Genomic DNA, 18051 nt, shown 5'->3' with positions numbered 1-18051 from the left:
TCCCGTAATCTCTGGAGTCCTTATGGCTACTTCTATCTACGTCGGCAATCTGCCCTGGTCCGCCACTCAGGAAGGCGTTGAATCCCTGTTCAGCCCCTACGGCGAAGTTCTTTCCGTGAAGCTCGTTTCCGACCGCGAAACTGGCCGCGCCCGTGGCTTTGGCTTTGTGGAAATGGAAGACGCCGACGCCATCAACGCCATTGCCGCTCTTGACGGCAAGGAATTTGACGGCCGCGCCCTTCGCATCAACAAGGCTGAGCCCAAAAAGCCCGCCCCCCGTCGCTGGTAGTCGACCAAATTCGCTTGATATGGAAGGCCGCGAGAAATCGCGGCCTTCTTTTTGTCTTAAAGGCAGTCGAATGAATATGGTTTGTTTGCCGGGCTGGTGCGCACAACAAAAAGGGCGGCTTGGAATCAATGCTCAAGGAACAAGGGCCTGCTCCAAGTCAGCCATCAGAACGGCTCATGCGGTAGCCGATGCCCACATGGGTGCGGATGCAATCGCATTGCGGCGAGGCGGCCTCCAGTTTTTTGCGCAAGGTTGCCATGAACACGCGCAATGAAGGAAGCGACTGCGGCAGGGCATTGCCCCACACGGCCTGCAAGATTGTTTTGTGCGTTAGCACTTTGCCCACATTGTTTGCGAGCAGGCACAGCAGTTTGTATTCCATGGGCGCAAGATGCACCTGTTGCCCGGCAACGCTGACGCACCCTGCGGCAAAATCAATACGCAGATCGCCATTCTCAAAGCTGCTTTCGCTGCGGCCTATGTGCCCGCGTTCATACCGGACGCGCCGCAGGGCGGCGCGCAGCCGGGCCAGCAATTCATCAACGCTGAAAGGTTTGGTAAGGTAGTCGTCCGCGCCTGCGTCCAGCGCAGCCACCTTGTCGTCATCTTCGGTGCGGGCGCTCAGCACAATAATAGGCAGCATGGACCATTGGCGCACCGCCCGGATGATATCCACGCCGTCCATATCCGGCAGGCCCAGATCAAGCAGTATGACGTCAGGATTGGCCCGCGAGGCCTCGGCAAGAGCCTCGCGCCCGGTGGCGGCGGTCAGAAAGGATATGCCGCGGCTCTCAAGCGTGGTGGTCACAAGCGCGCGGATGACCTTGTCATCTTCCACCACAAGAATGCGCTCGGGAATTCCGTTGACGTTCTGGTCTGCCGGAGTGGTCGCTGAAGGCGGATTTTGTGGCATGGATGCTCCTTCTGTCAGGCCGGTAGGGTGAAATCTTCCGTCTCGCGCGGCAAGGCCATGGAAAAAACTGCGCCATGCGGTGTGTTGGAAAATACCTCAATGCTCCCGCCGTGAGCTTGCACGATGCTGCGGCACAAGGCCAGCCCTAGCCCCATGCCTCTGCGCCCATCGCCTTTTTTTATGGCTGCGGAGCGGAACATGTCAAAGATGTGGTTCTGTTCCGCTTCTGAAATTCCAGGGCCGTTGTCGGCAACTTCCAGCCTGACCCACGGCCCGTCAGCCTTCGCCCTGATGCGGATGGCTGTTCCCTCTGGCGTATGCTTTACGGCATTGTCCAGCAGGTTGACCAGCACCTGTACCATGAGCCGTGCGTCCATGCGGGCCATGAGCATGCCTTCGGGCATTTCCGCGTGCAGATCGTGGTGCGCCGCACGGCGGCTGGTGATCTGCACGGCCTCGGCAATGACATCTTCAAGCAGCTCCGGCTCCAGGCGAAGGGTAAAATCCTGCTGCTCAAGACGGGTGAGGGCCAGCAGGTTTTCCACCATGTCTACAAGATAGCGAGCTTCTTCCTCAATGGCGGCGGCAAGGGCCGCATTGCGTTCTGGCGAGCCGGAGCCGTTCTGCTCGGCAAGGATGGCTGCATTGCCGCAGATGCCTGTGAGCGGCGTGCGCAGATCGTGCGATATGGAGCGCAGCACATCGGCGCGCAGTTTCTCCTGCTGTGCACGTACGGCAATGCTGGCGTTGGCCTGCGTGAGTCGCTCCTTTTCCAGAGCCAGCGCGCACTCCCCTGCCAGCGCCAGAACAAGGTTTTTGCTGTTGGCATCGGCAAGCGGAGCCGTGCGGCCCGGCAGAACGTGCAGTTCGGCCACTGCGAGCACGGCAGACTGGCTGCTGATGGGGATAAAGCTGTGCCGCGATCCGGGCAGGGAATCTGTTCCCGCGCCAGCTGGGCGGTTGTTTTTGGCAACCCACTGGGCAACGCCCAGTTCGTCCTTTGGTGTGTCCTTGCTGCGCCGGGAGGCAGTGCGAGGGCTGCCCGAACCCTGCATTTTGTCAGCCCGGTAGGAAAAAACGGGATGGGCTTCAAGCAACCCTTGCCGCACGGAATAGAGCGTTGTTTCGCAGCTCAGCAGGGTGCCGAGCTGACGGGCAGTTTCCAGCAGGATGGCGGGTTCGTCCTTGGCCTTTTGCAGGCGGCGGCTGTTGCCCAGCAGCAGTTCCGTATGCAGCGCCCGCACCGTGCTTTGCCGCGCCTGCATGCGTGCCCGGCCCGTGATTGCGCTGGTGGCGGCGGAGACCAGCAGCATTGCGCAAAAAAGCCCCACATAGTCCGTATCGTAAACCGTAAAGCTGAAACGGGGTTCAACAAACAGAAAATCAAAAAGGGCCACCCCGGCCACGGAAGACGCCACACCGTACCACGGCCCGGTGGTGAGGATGGAAACGCCCAGCACTCCCAGCATGTACAGGCCCGCAATGCCGCCATTGGGCATGCCCAGCGAGAACATGAGCAGGCCTGCAACGCTGCACACGGCCATGATTGCAGCCATGGCGCACCATTGCCGCCACGAGCGGGGGGCTGTGCCCCGCAAGGCCTTGAGCGCCGCAAACAAAGGCCCGGCATGCTCGGGTGCTCTGCCCACGGGCACGACATCGGGGATGATGTAGGTTTCCATCTCCGGCGCAAGTTCGGCAAGGCGCTCCACCAGCGTTTTGTTTTTGCGGAACAACCAGCCGCCAGCCGGGGAGCGCCCCACCACAATCTTGCTCACCCCGCTCATGCGCGCGTATTCCGCTATCTGGGCGGGAACGTCCTCACCGTGCAGGGTCACGATAACTGCGCCCAGGTCTTCCGCCAGTTTCAGATTGTCGCGCAGGGTGTCGCGGCTTTTGGCGTCGCTGCGGCGCGGCGCAGCGTTTTGCACAAAAAGAGCTGTAAAATCAGCACGAAAGGCCTCAACCATGCGCGCGGCGGTGCGGATAACCCGCGCATTGCTGGGCGCGCCTGAAAGGCAGATGAGGATATGCTCCTTGATCTGCCGGCCTGCTTCCTGCCCTCCGCCAGCGGCGGATGCCCGCCGGTTGACGCGGTCGGCCATGCGGCGCAGGGCAATCTCCCGCAGGGCAATGAGGTTGGCGGGCAGAAAAAAGTGCCCCAGCGCCCGTTGCGCTTGCGCCTCGGCATATATTTTGCCTTCGTGAAGGCGGGATACAAGCTCGTCTGGCTCCAGATCGACCAGTTCCACCTGATCTGCACCGTCAAACACGCTGTCGGGTATGCGCTCGCGCACCACAACTCCGGTCATGGCGGCGACCACATCGTTGAGGCTTTCCAGATGTTGCACGTTAACCGTGGTCCATACGGATATGCCCGCCTGAAGCAGCTCCTCCACATCCTGAAAGCGCTTGCGGTTGCGGCAGCCCTGCGCATTGGAATGGGCCAGCTCGTCCACGAGGGCGATTTCCGGCTTGCGGGCCAGTACGGCATCCACATCCAGCTCGTTGAGCGTTATGCCCCTGTGTTCAATCCGCAGGGGCGGCACGGCCTCCAAACCCGGCAGCAGGGCCGCTGTTTCCGGCCTCGGGTGCGGCTCCACATAGCCCACAACAATGCTGTGTCCCTGCTCCTGAGCGGCGTGGGCCGCCCGCAGCATGGAATATGTTTTGCCCACGCCAGCCGCATAGCCGAAAAATATCTTGAGCAATCCTCTGGGCGACGGGCGCACGATTGCGCCCGCCTCGCCAGCGAGGGGCTTGCCGCCCGGAGCCGCCTGTTGCAACTGGGCAAGCAGGGCATCGGGGGATGGACGTTTGTAGCTGTCTGTCATGGTTGTTCTCAGGTTCGTATGCCGCAAGGCCGTCAGCGGGGAGCAGCGGCTGATGTCCCTGAAACCCCGCGCCCGTTGGGCAACATGCCTTCCAACGCCAGATTGACTTCAAGCACGTTAACCCGCGCCTCGCCCAGCAGCCCCAGGGTGCGGCCTTGCGTATACAAGGCGATGGTGCGGCGCACTTCCGCAGCCGTAAAACCTGTGGTGCGGGCCAGCCGCTCCACCTGAAATTCTGCGGCCGCTGGCGAAATATGCGGATCAAGCCCGCTGCCTGATTCCGTGAGCAGATCCACAGGAATGGGCTGGCCGGATTTTTCCGGATGCGCCAGCCGGATGCGTGCCTCGCGCTCCTGCAAAACCGCAGCGTATTCGGCAGCGGCCGGGCTTTTGTTGCTTGGCCCGGCGTAGAGCAGGGGCTTGCCGTTGTCGGTATAGGTGGCGGTGTCTGCACTCACGGGGCGGCCCCACAAATGGTTGTCGGCTGTGAAGGGCTGGCCCAGCAACGTGCTGTAGTGCTTGCCCTTGGCTGTAATGATACTGCCTTCAGCCTGAAAGGGAAACAGCGCCTTGCCCGCAAGAGTGAGCGCGCCGGTGTAGGCGCAGGTGAGGGCTGTCATGATGCACAGAAAAACCAGAGAGCGGCGCAGCAATGTTGTGATGGACATGATGATTCTCCTCAGGCCAGCCCAAGGCCGACCAGGCAGAGGTCAATAAGTTTGATGGCGACAAAGGGGGCCGCAAGCCCGCCAAGGCCGTAAATAAAGAGGTTGCGGCGCAACAGCAGCTCCGAGCTTTCCTCCCTGTAGGGCACGCCGCGCAGGGCCAGCGGAATGAGGGCCACAATGATGAGGGCATTGTATATGGTGGCCGCCAGTATTGCGCTTTGCGGGCTGTGCAGGCCCATGATGTTGAGTGCGGCAAGGCCGGGGTACAGGCCCATGAACAGCGCCGGAATGATGGCAAAGTATTTTGCCGCATCGTTGGCGAGAGAAAAGGTGGTGAGGCTGCCGCGCGTCATGAGCAGTTGCTTGCCGATGCGCACGATATCCAGCAACTTGGTAGGCGAGGAATCCAGATCAACCATGTTGCCCGCTTCCTTGGCGGCCTGCGTGCCCGTGTTCATGGCGACCGCCACATCCGCTTGCGCGAGGGCCGGGGCGTCGTTGGTGCCGTCGCCCGTCATGGCGACCAGATGACCCTTGGCCTGATATTCCCTGATAAGGTTCAGCTTGGTCTCCGGCGTGGCCTCGGCCAGAAAGTCATCCACCCCGGCTTCGGCGGCAATGGCGGCGGCTGTGAGCGGATTGTCGCCCGTGATCATGACGGTCTTGATGCCCATGCGGCGCAGCTCGCCGAATTTTTCGCGCACACCGTCCTTGATGACGTCCTTGAGGTGGATCACGCCAAGCACTGCGGCATCGCGGGCAACCACCAGCGGCGTACCGCCCTGACGGGCAATACTTTGCACCGCGTCATCGCACTGCGGACTCAAACGTCCGCCAAGCTGCTCCGCAAAAGCGCGCACCGCGTCCGCCGCGCCCTTGCGGATGGACGAACCCCGTGCGTCAACGCCGCTCATGCGGGTATGGGCGGAAAAGGGAACAAACGTCGTGTCTGCCTCTGACTGCGCTGCGCCATTCTGCGGAAACAGGCTGTTTGCCAGTTGCACAATACTGCGGCCCTCGGGGGTTTCGTCCGCGAGCGAGGCAAGGCGGGCGGCCTCCGCCAGTTCCGGCTCGCTGTGTCCGTCCACTGGTATAAAGTTGACGGCCAGTCGGTTGCCAAGGGTTATGGTGCCTGTCTTGTCGAGCAGGAGCACGTCAACATCGCCAGCCGCCTCAATGGCGCGTCCGCTCATGGCGAGCACATTGGCCTGATTGAGGCGGCTCATGCCCGCAATGCCTATGGACGAAAGCAGTGCGCCGATGGTGGTGGGGGCCAGGCAGACAAAGAGCGCCACCAGCGAGGTGACGTCCGCCGGGTTTGCCGCATGGTTCTGATCTGCCGCAAAGCGGGCAAAGCACCACAACGTGCCCGTGACCAGCAGAAAGATGACCGTAAGCGCCACCAGCAGGATGTTCAGGGCGATCTCGTTGGGGGTTTTCTGGCGGGCGGCCCCTTCGACCATGGCGATCATTTTGTCCAGAAAGCTGCGGCCAACCTCGCTGGTAACGCGCAGCACCAGCCAGTCCGAAAGCACCGTGGTGCCGCCGGTGACGGCGCTGCGGTCTCCGCCGCTCTCGCGTATGACAGGGGCTGATTCGCCCGTGATGGCGCTTTCATCCACAGAGGCGGCCCCTTCGGTCACATCGCCGTCGGCGGGGATCATCTCGCCTGCCAGCACAAGCACGTAGTCGCCGGGTTTCAGCTCCGTGGACGAAGTCATCACAACTGTATCGTGTTGTGCAGGATCCGGCAGCTTACGGGCGTCAACGCTCTTGCGCGACTTGCGCAGGCTGTCGGCCTGAGCCTTGCCCCGGCCTTCGGCGATGGCTTCCGCAAAGTTGGCAAAGAGCACCGTGAACCAGAGTATGGCGGCGATGGCGCAGGCAAAGGCGCTCTGGCCTGCGGCGGCGGGCATGAATCCCCACGTCCCTGCCAGCGCAAGGCCGGTGGTCATGATGGCGGAAAGATATACGGTGAACATGACAAAATTGCGCGCCTGGATGTGCGGGGCCAGCTTGATGAACGAGTCGCCAAGGGCCCGGCGGAGCATCCTGTTGTTGCGCGGGGCATGTGCAGTTTTGGCTGACATGGCTGTATCCTTTATTATTGAGCGCCAGTTAGCGCGTCATTTGCAGATGTTCGGCCACGGGGCCAAGAGCCAGAGCGGGGAAGAAGCTCAGCGCGCCCACCAGCAGCACCACAAATATGAGCAGAAAAACAAACATGCCGTTGCTGGTGGAGAGCGTGCCGGAGCTTGCGGCCACGGTTTTTTTGCCAGCCATGCTCTCTGCGGCGGCAAGGATGGCGGCAACGGGCACAAAGCGCCCGGCAAACATGAGTGCGCTCAGCAGCACGTTCAGAAAAGGCGTGTTGGCATTCAGCCCCGCAAAGGCCGAGCCGTTGTTTGCCCCGGCGGAGGTGGCGGCATAGAGAATCTCGCTGAAGCCGTGGGGCAGGGCGTTGTTCAGGCTGTCCACAACTTGTGGAACAAGGCACATCAGACCAGCTCCGATCAGGATGACGACTGGCGTGGTCAGGCAGACCACAACGGCCATCTTCATTTCAAAGGGTTCCACTTTTTTGCCCAGATATTCGGGGGTGCGGCCCACCATCAGGCCAGCCATGAAGACGGTCAGCAGCACAAAGGCCAGCATACCGTACAGGCCGCTGCCAACACCTCCAAAGACCACCTCGCCCAACTGCATGAGCACCATGGGAACCAGCCCGCCCAACGGCGTGAGGCTGTCGTGCATGGCATTGACCGAGCCGTTGGAAGCGGCAGTTGTGGCGGCTGCCCAGATGGCACTATTGGTTATGCCGAAGCGCGCCTCCTTGCCTTCCATATTGCCCCCGGCCTGAGCCAACAGGCCGCTGCGGGCCGCAAGGTCTGTCTGCCCGGTCTGGGCCAGTTGCGGAGTGGCGCTTTGCTCTGCCCAGGCGGTGAAGCCGATGGCGGCGGACAGCAGCAGGGTCATGGTGATGAATATGGCTACGCCCTGACGCATGTCCTTGATTTGCCTGCCAAAGGTGAAGCACAGCCCCGCGGGAATGAGCAGCAGGGCCAGCATCTCCAGCATATTTGCGAGTGGAGTGGGGTTCTCGTGCGGGTGGGCGGAATTGACGCCGTTGTAGCCGCCGCCGTTGGTGCCAAGCTGCTTGGGCGCAACCTGCGAGGCTTGCGGCCCCATGGGAACCATCTGTTCCGTGACGGTGGCCCCGTCTTCGGTTGTAAGCGGTTCAAGCAGGGCAACAGTTTTATAAGGGGAAAAATTCTGCGGCACTCCCTGCCAGATGAGCAGCAGCGAAAGCGCCAGAGAGAGCGGCACAAGGATATACAGGGTGGCGCGGGTGGCGTCTGCCCAGAAGTTGCCGAGACCTGAAACGGCTGGCGTGGCGGGAGTATCTGGCCCTCCGGATGTTTCTGTTTTTCGCGTGCGCAGTCCCCGGATTAAGGCGAACAGCACCGCAATGCCCACAGCGGCGGAAACAAAGTTCTGCACCGTAAGCCCCGCCATCTGGGCCAGATAACCCATGGCGCTTTCGCCAGAATAGGCCTGCCAGTTGGTATTGGTGACAAAGCTCACCGCCGTGTTCAGAGCCAGATCCCAGCTTGTACCCGCGATGCCCTGCGGATTCAGGGGCAGGCCGCCCTGCGCCATGAGCAGCAGCATAAGTGCCGCAATGCTCACGGCACTGAATGCCAGTACACAGCTGAGATAACGCTTCCAGCCCATCTGCTCCGCCGGGTTGATGCCCATGACGCGGTACAGGCCGCGCTCGCATGGGCCCAGCATCCTTTGCAGCCAGAACGGTTCGCCGTCCATGACCTTGCCCATGTAAATGCCCAGCGGCCACGCCAGCAGGGCGAGCAGTATGATGTACAGCAGGCATTGCCCGATCATGTTTTCCATAACGTCCTCCTGTGGGTTTTGAACTTTGCCCACGGGAACAAGGTATGAAAAAGCGCATAAAATGGGTGTTAAACTTGGGGCGAGAGTATAAAATTTGTATTAAGACCGATGTTTTTTTTCGCTGCCATCCTCTCTTGACATTGTTCAATTGGTGTTGAATGATTGCCCAATGGAAACAAAAAAAGCCACACAGGTGTTTGAAGCCCTTACGTCCGAGGCGCGCCTCTGCATTTTTCGCCTGCTGGTCAAGCATGCCCCTGACGGGCTGGTGGCGGGGGAGCTTTCCCGCCTGGCGGATATCCCCAAGACCAACCTTTCCTTTCATCTGAAAACTCTTGTTCACAGCGGGCTGGCCAGCGTGGAGCGGGAGGGGCGCAACACGCGCTACCGGGCCAACATCCCCCTGATGCTTGAAACCATTGGCTATCTCACTGCCGAATGCTGCTCTGGCCATCCAGAGCAGTGCAGGGTGTATCGACGTGAGAGTTGCGTGGATGCGACTTTTCTGCCCACCTGCTGCGGGGGCAAAACCTCTGACCCGGAGAGCGGCCATGAGTGATGCTGAAAAAACTGCACACAAGGAACAGGTGCGCGAAACAGTGCGCGCCGGATACGCGGCTATTGCCAGTGGCCAGAGCGCCTGCTGCTGCGGCGGCTCGTGCAATACCCATGACCCTGCACGGCTGGCGCAGGCCATAGGCTACTCGGCTGAAGACCTCGCCAAGCTGCCGGAAGGGGCAAACATGGGGCTTTCGTGCGGCAATCCTGTGGCCATAGCAGCCTTGCGGGAAGGCCAGACCGTGCTTGACCTTGGTAGCGGCGGCGGCTTTGACGCATTTCAGGCTGGTGAAAGGGTAAAGGCGGGCGGACGTGTCATCGGTGTGGACATGACGCCGGAAATGATCGCCAAGGCCCGCAAAAATACTGATTTTTATCAGCAGCGCACGGGGTTTGCCAATGTGGAGTTCCGCCTTGGCGAAATCGAACATCTGCCCGTGCCGGATGCTTGCGTTGATGTGGTTCTTTCCAATTGCGTCATCAACCTTTCACCAGACAAGGCGCAGGTATGGCGCGAAGTTTTTCGCGTATTGAAGCCCGGCGGCAAGGTGTCTGTTTCAGATCTTGCGCTGCTGAAGATGCTGCCGGATACAGTTCGGGAAATGGCGGCAGCGCTGGTGGGGTGCGTGTCCGGTGCCGTGTTGGTGAGCGAAACCAGAGGTATGCTTGAAGAAGCGGGCTTTTCCTCCATAGAGCTCACGGCAAAGCCCGACTACGTGCGGAACATGCAGAACTGGAATGACCCGCTGTACAGGCAGATTGCCGAGGCTCTGCCCAAGGGCGAGGAAATGGCGGATTATATCGTCAGCCTCTCCATTGAAGCCAGAAAGTAGAGGTAGGTATGAACATCCTTTTTTTGTGCACGGGCAATTCCTGCCGCTCAATCATTGCCGAGGCGCTTTTCCGCTCCATGGCCCCAGCGGGGGTAACAGCCCAGAGCGCGGGCAGCAAGCCTGCGGGCTATGTGCATCCCCGCGCTCTTGAGGCGCTGGCCAAGGCCGGAGTTTCAACCGCGGGCCTTGCAAGCAAGTCATGGGATGATCTGCCGGAAAAACCCTCGGTGGTCATAACCCTGTGCGCCGACGCGGCGGGTGAAGCCTGCCCCGTGTACTTCGGCACAGTAATACGCAGTCACTGGGGCATGCCCGATCCAGCCAAGGTGCAGGGCGATGAAGCCACCCTCAGGGCCGCCTTTGACGAAACGCTGTCGGTGCTGCGCAGGCGTATCACGGCTCTGGTGCATGCGCTTGCCGCACAGCCGGGCATGGACGCCAACGCTCTGAAAAACATTCTTGACGGCATTGCCGCGCACTAAGGGGCGTAAATTATGAGTCAGTCAACATTGCAGAGGCTTTCATTTCTCGACAGGTTCCTGACCCTGTGGATTTTTCTCGCCATGTTTGCGGGCGTGGGGCTTGGCTGGGCTGCGCCGGGCGTCAAGAACGTCATCAACTTTTTTCAGGTTGGCACCACCAACATTCCCATTGCCATCGGCCTTATCCTGATGATGTATCCGCCGCTGGCGAAAGTGAAATACGAGCAGCTTGGCCGGGTGTTTCGCGATAAAAAGGTTTTGCTGCTTTCGCTGGTGCAAAACTGGGTGATCGGCCCGGTTCTAATGTTTCTGCTGGCAATCGCCTTTCTCTCCGGCAACAACAGCTACATGGTGGGGCTCATACTAATCGGCCTGGCCCGGTGCATTGCCATGGTCATTGTGTGGAACGACCTTGCCGGGGGCGACAGGGAATATTGCGCGGGGCTTGTGGCCTTTAACGCCATATTTCAGGTGCTGTTTTTCTCTGTCTACGCCTATGTGTTCATCACCTTGCTGCCCGGCTGGCTCGGCCTTTCGGGGGCGGTTGTGGATGTGAGCATGGGGCAGATTGCCGAAAGCGTGTTCATCTACCTTGGCATCCCCTTTATCGGGGGCGTTGCTTCCCGCATTTACGGCCTCAAGGTCAAGGGGCTGGACTGGTACGAGAATATTTTTATTCCCCGCATCAGCCCCTGGACGCTGCGGGCGCTGCTGTTCACCATTGTTGTGATGTTCTCCCTCAAGGGCGAATACATTGTGCAGCTGCCCATGGATGTGGTGAAGGTTGCCATCCCCCTGCTGGTGTATTTTCTTATCATGTTCCTGCTGTCATTCTACCTTTCGTGGCGGGCAGGGGCGAACTACGAACAGTCGGCAACGTTGTCGTTTACCGCTGCATCCAACAACTTTGAGCTTGCCATTGCCGTGGCCATCGCCGTTTTCGGCCTCAATTCCGGCGAGGCCTTTGTGGCGGTTATCGGCCCACTGGTGGAAGTGCCGGTGCTGATCGCCCTTGTGAATGTGGCTCTGTACATTCGCCGCAGGTATTTTGCCGGACGGGAAACGGCCTGATCCCCTTGCGCAGGAATTTTTGTTAAACATGCCCGTAATTGAAGAAGGCCGCCCAAAAGGCGGCCTTCTTCGTGTTCAGTAAGTATTGCTAGTCATCGCTTGATGCGTTCAGGCAGGTTGAAAATAATGGTCATACCCTTGGGGAGAGGTTCTGGCGGCGGCAGCCGCACGCCGCTTCTCTGGGTTCGCACTATGGCGTTCTGGGCGGAGTTGTCAAAATACTTGTTCCCGGAACTTTTTATAAGCTTGTATGCTACAATTTCACCGTCTGGCGAGACGTCAACATCTATTGTGCAAGCCATGGGTTCATCCTTTGGTGATGAAAATGCCCAATGCTGGCGCACAGTCTCCATAAAACTGTGCATATAATTTTCCATTGGCGACATATTTCTGGTGGCTGCAATAGAAGGAGTCTCTTTTTGCGTCGGTGCGGAAGGTGGAGTTGAATTCCTTGCACAAGAACATATGAGCAGAAGAGTTAAAACAGTAATAGATAACAGTCTGTTGCCATTGCGTGTACGCATTGAGATTTTTCCATAAACCAGGGTTACGAAGACATTATTTACCAAAAAGTACGACATCTTTCTTTATTAGCCTACGCCTTCCTCTCCTTTTTCGATAGCCCCTGCAATAGCCCAAGGTTGTTGGGCGTTCCATGCATCTTCTTAACTTTACAGAAAAATTGTCGCTGCCGCACATCGCAGGTATGTACGCGTTTAAGTCCAATAAAATACTTAGTTAGTAGGTATTAAATGATATATGTCCATTTTTATTGACATAATTAGTGCAGTTAAAAATTAGCTGTGGTAGTAAGCAAATAATACCATCTTACTATGATATCAGCCCGCGATGGTAGTGGCTGCGCGTAGTAGGGAAACCTTTTTATGGCACACTGCTGCATACTTAAATTTGGGGTTAATTGCATGAAAAAATTGCTTATTCTTGGTGCTGGCGCTGGCGGAACCATGATAGCCACGAAAATGAGAAAGCTCTTGAGTGAAAGAGAATGGGAAATAACGCTGATCGACCGGGATCCAGTGCACCATTATCAGCCCGGTTGGTTGCTGGTTCCGTTTGGTGTGGATACCCCGCAGGGTTGCGTGCGGCCCAAAAAGGATTTCATCAGCCGTGGCGTAAATTTTGTGCTTGATACGATCACCGCTGTTGATCCTATTCAGCGCAAGGTTGAATGCAAAAACAGCACCCATACCTACGACTGGATTGTTGTTGCCTCTGGCGCAAGAATCGCTCCTGATGAAGTACCCGGCCTTTTGGACGACTGGGGCGGCAAGATCCACAATTTCTACACACATGACGGCGCTGCGGCACTTGGCGACAAGCTGAAGCACTTCAAGAAGGGCCGTCTTGTTCTCCACATTTGCGAAACCCCCATCAAGTGCCCGGTCGCGCCTCTGGAATTTGTGTACATGGCCGACTGGTACCTGCAAAAAATGGGCGTGCGCAAAGATGTGGAAATTGAGCTTGTCACGCCGCTTACGGGTGCTTTTACCAAGCCTGTTGCCAACAACATTCTTGGCGCGCTGTGCGAACAGAAAGGCATCAAGGTCACCACAAACTGGACTGTGGACAGCGTTGAAGCCGACCGCGCCGTGATCTCTTCCGTCACAGGCGATGAAATCCCCTACGACCTGCTGGTGAGCATTCCCCCGAACCTTGGACAGGAATTCCTTATCGAATCTGAAGTCTCCGACGTGACCGGCTTCATTGATACGGACAAGGAACTGCTGAAGTCCAAAAAGTTCGAGAACATGTACATCATCGGCGACGCAACAAACGTCCCCGCGTCAAAAGCCGGGTCTGTGGCCCACTTTGAAGCGGACGTGATCGCCCAGAACCTGATGGCCGACATTGAAGGCACCGACAACTACTACAGGTTTGACGGCCACACCAACTGCTTTATCGTCACAGGCTTTGAAAAAGCCTCTCTTATCGACTTCAGCTACGCTGTGGAACCCCTGCCGGGCATGTTCCCGCTGCCTGGCGTTGGCCCCTTTGAGCTGCTGGGTGAAAGCCACATCAACTACTGGGGTAAGCTCATGTTCAAGTGGGTGTACTACAACCTCATGCTGAAAGGCCATGAACTCCCGTTTGAGCCCAATATGTATCTTGCAGGGAAAGATACCTCCTTGCTGAGAAGCAAGTAGACCGGAGGGATCATATGACACCTGAAGATAAAATTCTTGAGCGGCTGGAAGCCATCGAAGGCAGGCTCAGCGACCTTCAAGCGAGCAAGGAAGGCAGCAACATGCTGCTGAGCGAGCTGACGCCCATTGGGAACCATGCCTTCCGCCTTATTGTTGAAGAGATGGAAACCCTCAACGGCAGGGTCACGCTTGACGATATTCTGGATCTGGGCCGCAAGGGCTTGCTGACTGTTCCCCGGCTTACGTGGCTGCTCGACCAGCTCGAGAACGCCACCGACCTGTGGAAGATTCTGCACCCTGCTTTTGCGCCGACTTTTCCGCACATCATTGAAAAAATGGGCGAGTGGGAAAAGGATGGCGTGTTTGAAAAGATGTCTGCGCTTAAAAACGCTGGCGGCAACCTGCTTGGCTCCATGAGCCCCGAAGACATTGCCAAAACAGGCGAAGGCCTGGCCTTTCTGGTCAGCCAGTTGCAGCGCCTTGCTGACCCCGACCTGCAAGCCAAGATCACGAACCTGATCGGCATGCTGGGCGAGATCGACACCGCCAACGTGAAGCCCACGGGCGTTTTTGGCCTTATTGGGGCGCTTGGCAGCGCAGAAGGCAAACAGACTCTGGGCCTGCTTGCCGAATTGATAAAAGTAGCAGGCAAGTTCACGGCGCAGAGCGCGTCCAAATAACCGAGAGGTTGCCTGGACGGATTCCCCGGAACTGCCGTTTATAGAGTCAAAGCCCGCCGAAGTTGTGCAACTTCGGCGGGCTTTTGCTTGAAGAGTTCTTGGTGACTGGTGTCAGTCAAGTTCTGAAGTTATTTTTTATTCAGAAAGAGTTTTTACACACATCTCGTTTGATGCTGGCGGAGGCGGTGAAAATCTACAGCTACAAGGTCGTTCCTGAATCGCGCTTCTGTTCTTTTTCTTTGAACTGGGCGGCTTCTTCGGGCGTTGCGAGGCGTATATACTTCAAGTCTGGTTTTACTTTATCAAATATTGGCTTGGTAACTTCTGAAAGCTGTGGGCGCCCTGCCCAGAAATCCATGCCTATTCCGCCTTCGATGTAATAAGTCTGACCTGGTTGAACATCCAATGTGACAGATGATCTTGCTTCTGTTTCAGCCGAATATGTATGTTTACCTGGTGCTGCGCGGTATGCGAAATAGGAACCAGCTTTCAGAAGTCCAATGTTGTTAGTATCTTCAGTTATGAAATAGCTCATTCCGCCACCAGTAAATGCCCACTCGCGAAAGAAGACAATAGCGGCGCTTTGTTCATCGGCTTGTATTTGTGGGGGCGACTTCTCCTCCACGTAATCACCACGAAGCGGCATTTTTGCGCAACCCACAGAAAAGAGGAATAGTAACGCCACGATACAGAACGAAAGCAGCTTGTTCATAACACCTCCAAATTTTATACTTGTTTATCAGTTTTGGGATATCGCCTCAACCTAGGTATGGGATAAGAAGCGTTGTTCCCTAGTTATGTGTTTTTTTCATTATTGCTTCTATAGTTGACAAGAGATTTGATCTATGTTTTCAGGCATTAAAGTTTAAATAAAAATGAATAAAAAACGACCTAAGAACGGGAGACGCCATGCGGCAAAAATTTATAATTGATGGAGCACGGTTTGATACGCTTGATGACTTTTTTTGTGAAGTGGATGCCGTATTCACCAAGGATCTTACGTTCAAAACAGGTCATAATCTTGATGCTTACAACGATATCTTGCGCGGCGGATTTGGTCGGCACGAACGGGGAGAGCCTATAGCGATTCTTTGGAAAAATGCTGCCAAAAGTCGATTAGATTTTGGCTATCCAGCTACTGCAAAATATTATGAAGAAAACATAAATATTTGCCATCCTGTAAACCGAGATATTGTAAGAAAAAAAATGCATGCTGCGCTGAATGAAACGGGCCCGACGCTTATGGATAGAATTATAGAAATTACGCTAGCGAGTAATAATTCTGGGCACGACTGCACATTGGAATTTGAGGAATAAAATTATGGCAAAGTAGTGGTCAGCGAGTTTTGCGGAACCAACTATTTATAAAAGCAAAGACCGCCGAAGTTGTGCAACTTCGGCGGTCTTTGTCTGAACAGTTCTTGGTGGGCCCACCAGGACTTGAACCTGGGACGGGCCGGTTATGAGCCGGAGGCTCTACCAACTGAGCTATAGGCCCCAAGGAGGGGAAATATAGCTGGAAGGCAGCTTCCGGTCAAGTGCGGGTAATTCCTGTAGCATTCAGGGCGGCAGCACCTGCCCTTGCTACATGGCGTTGCCCGCTTCCAGCAAGGAAATCTGCTCGTCCATGGCCTTTTTCAGCGGGGCGGGTAGGCCCATGATGTCCACGTTCAAAAAGCCCCGCACAATGGTGGCGGCGGCTTCGTCTTCATCCAGACCGCGCGCCATGAGGTATTCAATTTCCTCCTGCGCGATCTTGCCCACCGCTGCCTCGTGTGAAAGCTCCACGCCGTCCTGATTGCTGTCCAGCTCGGGGATGGCGTGCATGCGCCCGCCGCCAAGAATCAGCCCCTTGCATTCGAGGTGCCCCTTGGCGGGTGCGGCGGAAGCGCCGATAAAGCCCCGGTTGATGACCGTGCCGCCCGTGGTGACAACGCGCGAGATGATTTCGCCGCGCGTATCGGGGGCCGCAAGGTCAATGCGGTTGCCGCAGTCCACATGGGAGCCGGTGGGGGCCACCACAACGGAATTGAAGCGGGCCACGGCTCCAGAACCAGCCAGAGTCATGGTGGGGTACATTTGCAGGTCGCCCACGGGCTTGAGCAGAATGTAGTTGTTCTGGAACTCGCCCCCGGCCTCAACAATCCCGGCGGAGCGGGGGCGCACAGTGGTGCTGCTGCCCCAGTTGTGGATCATGGTAAAGGTCAGCTTGCCGCCTTTTTCCACATAATATTCGGTCACGCCCAGATGGGCGGCATCGTTGGCATCGTGCGCGGTGGCGCAACCGCCAAGAATGTGCAGCTCCGCGCCTTCTTCAACAATCACGATATTGTGGATGCTCTGGCCCGCGCCGTGCCCCTTGATGAACATGCAGGACTGCACGGGCTGGGCGATTTTAACGCCCTTGCGCGCCCGCACAAAGTAACCGCCGTTGCAGTGTTCCTGCGCCATGCGCGTGAATTCGTCCTTTTCAGGATTCAGCAGCTTCCAGAAATACTGGGGCAGGCCGTCGAACTTTTTCAGCGCCGTGCGGATGTCCATGAGGTCGAGGCCTTCATGGCGCGTCTCGCAGTGCACGCCAGCATGGTTGAGTTGCATGAACGCACCACTTGCGGTGCTGTCGTTCACATCGATGCCAGCCAGCACCAGACGTTCCTGATCCTCGCGGGGCAGGGCGGCGAGGTTTTCAATGGGCGCGGCGTTTTCGCCGCCGCTGAACTGAAAGCGGGAAAGATTGACAGAACTCATTTAAGGGGCGCCTCCGCAATTTTGCCAAGCATGTCGCCGGTGAGGCAGCGCAGACATTCCTGATAGCCGTGGGTAGCGATGTGATCCAGGATTTCGCGGGGCCGCGCCTCGCAGCACAGCTTGCCCTGATACATGACCTGCCCGCGATGGGCATTGACGTATTCAAGAATATGGCCGGTGTGGGTGATGATAAGACCGCTGGTGGAGCGCACCTTCTCCCGCTGCCGCAGCGTGGCGCAACATCGGTCGGGCGTGCCGTCAAGCAGGTAGCGCACGGTTTTGCCCACAAGCGCCATGTTTTCAAGGTCAACGCCGGATTCCGGTTCGTCAAAAAGCAGCAGATCTGGCTTCTGGGCCATGAGTTGCAGCAGTTCGGAGCGCTTGATTTCGCCGCCGGAAAAGCCCGCGTTCACATCGCGCTTGAGAAAATGGTCAAAATGCACCTTGCGGGCCATGTCTTCTATATCCATCTTGCGCCCGCGCCCGCATAGTTCCACCAGTTTGCCCGTGGGCAGGCCGTGGATGGTGGGGGGCCGCTGAAACGACATGCCAATGCCGAGGCGCGCACGCTCGTACATGGGTGCGTGGGTGATGTCTGTGCCCTTGTAGATGATCTGGCCCTGCGTGACCTCATACCCCGCAAAGCCCATGAGGGTCATGAGCAGGGTGGTTTTGCCGGAGCCGTTGGGGCCAAAAAGAATGAATGTTTCGCCAGGGCGGATATGCAGATCAATGCCCTTGAGCACGGGCGTGCCCTTGACCGAAACATGCAGGTCACGGATTTCAAGCATCTTCTTCTCCGGTTTCGCCCAGATACTCCAGCACATCGTAATGCACGTGATCCAGAATATGGGTCAGCCTGGAAACGCATTCCTCGCCCACGGCGCTGCCAATCAGG

17 protein-coding genes and 1 tRNA gene are annotated in these 18051 nt (G+C 57.5%); 8 read left to right on the top strand and 10 right to left on the bottom strand.

Annotated elements, in window-relative coordinates; all coding sequences use genetic code 11:
* The first annotated feature begins 22 nt into the window (after positions 1-22).
* Positions 23-289, top strand: a complete 267-nt coding sequence (locus tag VEZ52_RS08650) for an RNA recognition motif domain-containing protein (RefSeq protein ID WP_192112410.1) — start codon at positions 23-25, stop codon at positions 287-289.
* A 157-nt stretch (positions 290-446) separates the two neighbouring features.
* Here VEZ52_RS08650 and VEZ52_RS08645 read toward each other — a convergent pair whose 3' ends face one another.
* Genes VEZ52_RS08645 through kdpA form a run of 5 tightly spaced genes read right to left on the bottom strand, consistent with a single transcriptional unit; the run spans position 447 to position 8616 of the window.
* Positions 447-1202, bottom strand: coding sequence for a response regulator transcription factor (locus VEZ52_RS08645; protein WP_324836465.1), 756 nt, complete (start codon positions 1200-1202; stop codon positions 447-449).
* Between the two features lie 14 nt (positions 1203-1216).
* The gene (locus VEZ52_RS08640) at positions 1217-4036 is read right to left on the bottom strand and encodes a sensor histidine kinase KdpD (protein ID WP_324836464.1); all 2820 of its coding nucleotides are present in this window, start codon (positions 4034-4036) and stop codon (positions 1217-1219) included.
* A 32-nt stretch (positions 4037-4068) separates the two neighbouring features.
* Positions 4069-4704 (bottom strand): potassium-transporting ATPase subunit C, encoded by a 636-nt coding sequence (locus VEZ52_RS08635; protein ID WP_324836463.1) that lies wholly within the window; start codon positions 4702-4704, stop codon positions 4069-4071.
* 11 nt (positions 4705-4715) lie between these two features.
* Positions 4716-6794 carry a potassium-transporting ATPase subunit KdpB gene (gene kdpB / locus VEZ52_RS08630; RefSeq protein ID WP_324836462.1) on the bottom strand — a complete coding sequence of 693 codons (2079 nt, stop codon included), beginning with the start codon at positions 6792-6794 and terminating at the stop codon, positions 4716-4718.
* Between the two features lie 28 nt (positions 6795-6822).
* On the bottom strand, positions 6823-8616 hold the full coding sequence (kdpA, locus tag VEZ52_RS08625; RefSeq protein ID WP_324836461.1) for a potassium-transporting ATPase subunit KdpA: 1794 nt from the start codon (positions 8614-8616) through the stop codon (positions 6823-6825).
* 169 nt (positions 8617-8785) lie between these two features.
* On the opposite strand from kdpA, the gene VEZ52_RS08620 reads away from it, so the two are divergent.
* The 4 genes from VEZ52_RS08620 to arsB are packed head-to-tail and all read left to right on the top strand — an operon-like array spanning position 8786 to position 11560.
* Positions 8786-9175, top strand: a complete 390-nt coding sequence (locus tag VEZ52_RS08620) for an ArsR/SmtB family transcription factor (protein ID WP_298995674.1) — start codon at positions 8786-8788, stop codon at positions 9173-9175.
* Entirely contained in the window at positions 9168-10007 is an 840-nt protein-coding gene (arsM, locus tag VEZ52_RS08615) for an arsenite methyltransferase (protein ID WP_324836460.1), read from the top strand. Before VEZ52_RS08620 ends, arsM begins: the two co-directional genes overlap by 8 nt.
* Positions 10008-10015: 8 nt before the next feature.
* Positions 10016-10489: an arsenate reductase ArsC gene (locus tag VEZ52_RS08610; RefSeq protein ID WP_298995678.1), complete on the top strand. Its 474-nt coding sequence runs from the start codon at positions 10016-10018 to the stop codon at positions 10487-10489.
* Between the two features lie 12 nt (positions 10490-10501).
* Positions 10502-11560: an ACR3 family arsenite efflux transporter gene (gene arsB / locus VEZ52_RS08605; protein ID WP_324836459.1), complete on the top strand. Its 1059-nt coding sequence runs from the start codon at positions 10502-10504 to the stop codon at positions 11558-11560.
* A gap of 92 nt (positions 11561-11652) precedes the next feature.
* Here arsB and VEZ52_RS08600 read toward each other — a convergent pair whose 3' ends face one another.
* Positions 11653-11925, bottom strand: coding sequence for an energy transducer TonB (locus VEZ52_RS08600; RefSeq protein ID WP_324836466.1), 273 nt, complete (start codon positions 11923-11925; stop codon positions 11653-11655).
* A gap of 558 nt (positions 11926-12483) precedes the next feature.
* Between VEZ52_RS08600 and sqr the strand changes: the two genes are divergently transcribed.
* Positions 12484-13725: a type III sulfide quinone reductase, selenoprotein subtype gene (gene sqr / locus VEZ52_RS08595; protein WP_324836458.1), complete on the top strand. Its 1242-nt coding sequence runs from the start codon at positions 12484-12486 to the stop codon at positions 13723-13725.
* Positions 13726-13739: 14 nt separating this feature from the next.
* Positions 13740-14405, top strand: a complete 666-nt coding sequence (locus tag VEZ52_RS08590) for a DUF1641 domain-containing protein (protein ID WP_324836457.1) — start codon at positions 13740-13742, stop codon at positions 14403-14405.
* Between the two features lie 199 nt (positions 14406-14604).
* On the opposite strand, the gene VEZ52_RS08585 is transcribed toward VEZ52_RS08590, so the two are convergent.
* On the bottom strand, positions 14605-15117 hold the full coding sequence (locus tag VEZ52_RS08585; RefSeq protein ID WP_324836456.1) for a DUF2846 domain-containing protein: 513 nt from the start codon (positions 15115-15117) through the stop codon (positions 14605-14607).
* A gap of 197 nt (positions 15118-15314) precedes the next feature.
* Here VEZ52_RS08585 and VEZ52_RS08580 point away from each other — a divergent pair, with 197 nt between their 5' ends.
* Positions 15315-15722 (top strand): barstar family protein, encoded by a 408-nt coding sequence (locus tag VEZ52_RS08580; protein ID WP_324836455.1) that lies wholly within the window; start codon positions 15315-15317, stop codon positions 15720-15722.
* 105 nt (positions 15723-15827) lie between these two features.
* Here the strand turns inward: VEZ52_RS08580 and VEZ52_RS08575 are convergent.
* The 3 genes from VEZ52_RS08575 to VEZ52_RS08565 form a co-directional block, all read right to left on the bottom strand.
* Positions 15828-15903: transfer RNA gene (locus tag VEZ52_RS08575), tRNA-Ile, on the bottom strand.
* An 86-nt stretch (positions 15904-15989) separates the two neighbouring features.
* Positions 15990-17153, bottom strand: coding sequence for a SufB/SufD family protein (locus tag VEZ52_RS08570; protein ID WP_233483769.1), 1164 nt, complete (start codon positions 17151-17153; stop codon positions 15990-15992).
* Positions 17150-17944, bottom strand: coding sequence for an ABC transporter ATP-binding protein (locus VEZ52_RS08565; RefSeq protein WP_192112438.1), 795 nt, complete (start codon positions 17942-17944; stop codon positions 17150-17152). Before VEZ52_RS08565 ends, VEZ52_RS08570 begins: the two co-directional genes overlap by 4 nt.
* Positions 17945-18051: the final 107 nt, after the last annotated feature.

Source organism: Desulfovibrio sp. (assembly GCF_035644575.1).
Lineage (GTDB): Bacteria > Desulfobacterota > Desulfovibrionia > Desulfovibrionales > Desulfovibrionaceae > Desulfovibrio.
Note: the sequence above shows the minus strand (reverse complement) of the source record. Positions and strands in the feature narration are given on the sequence as shown.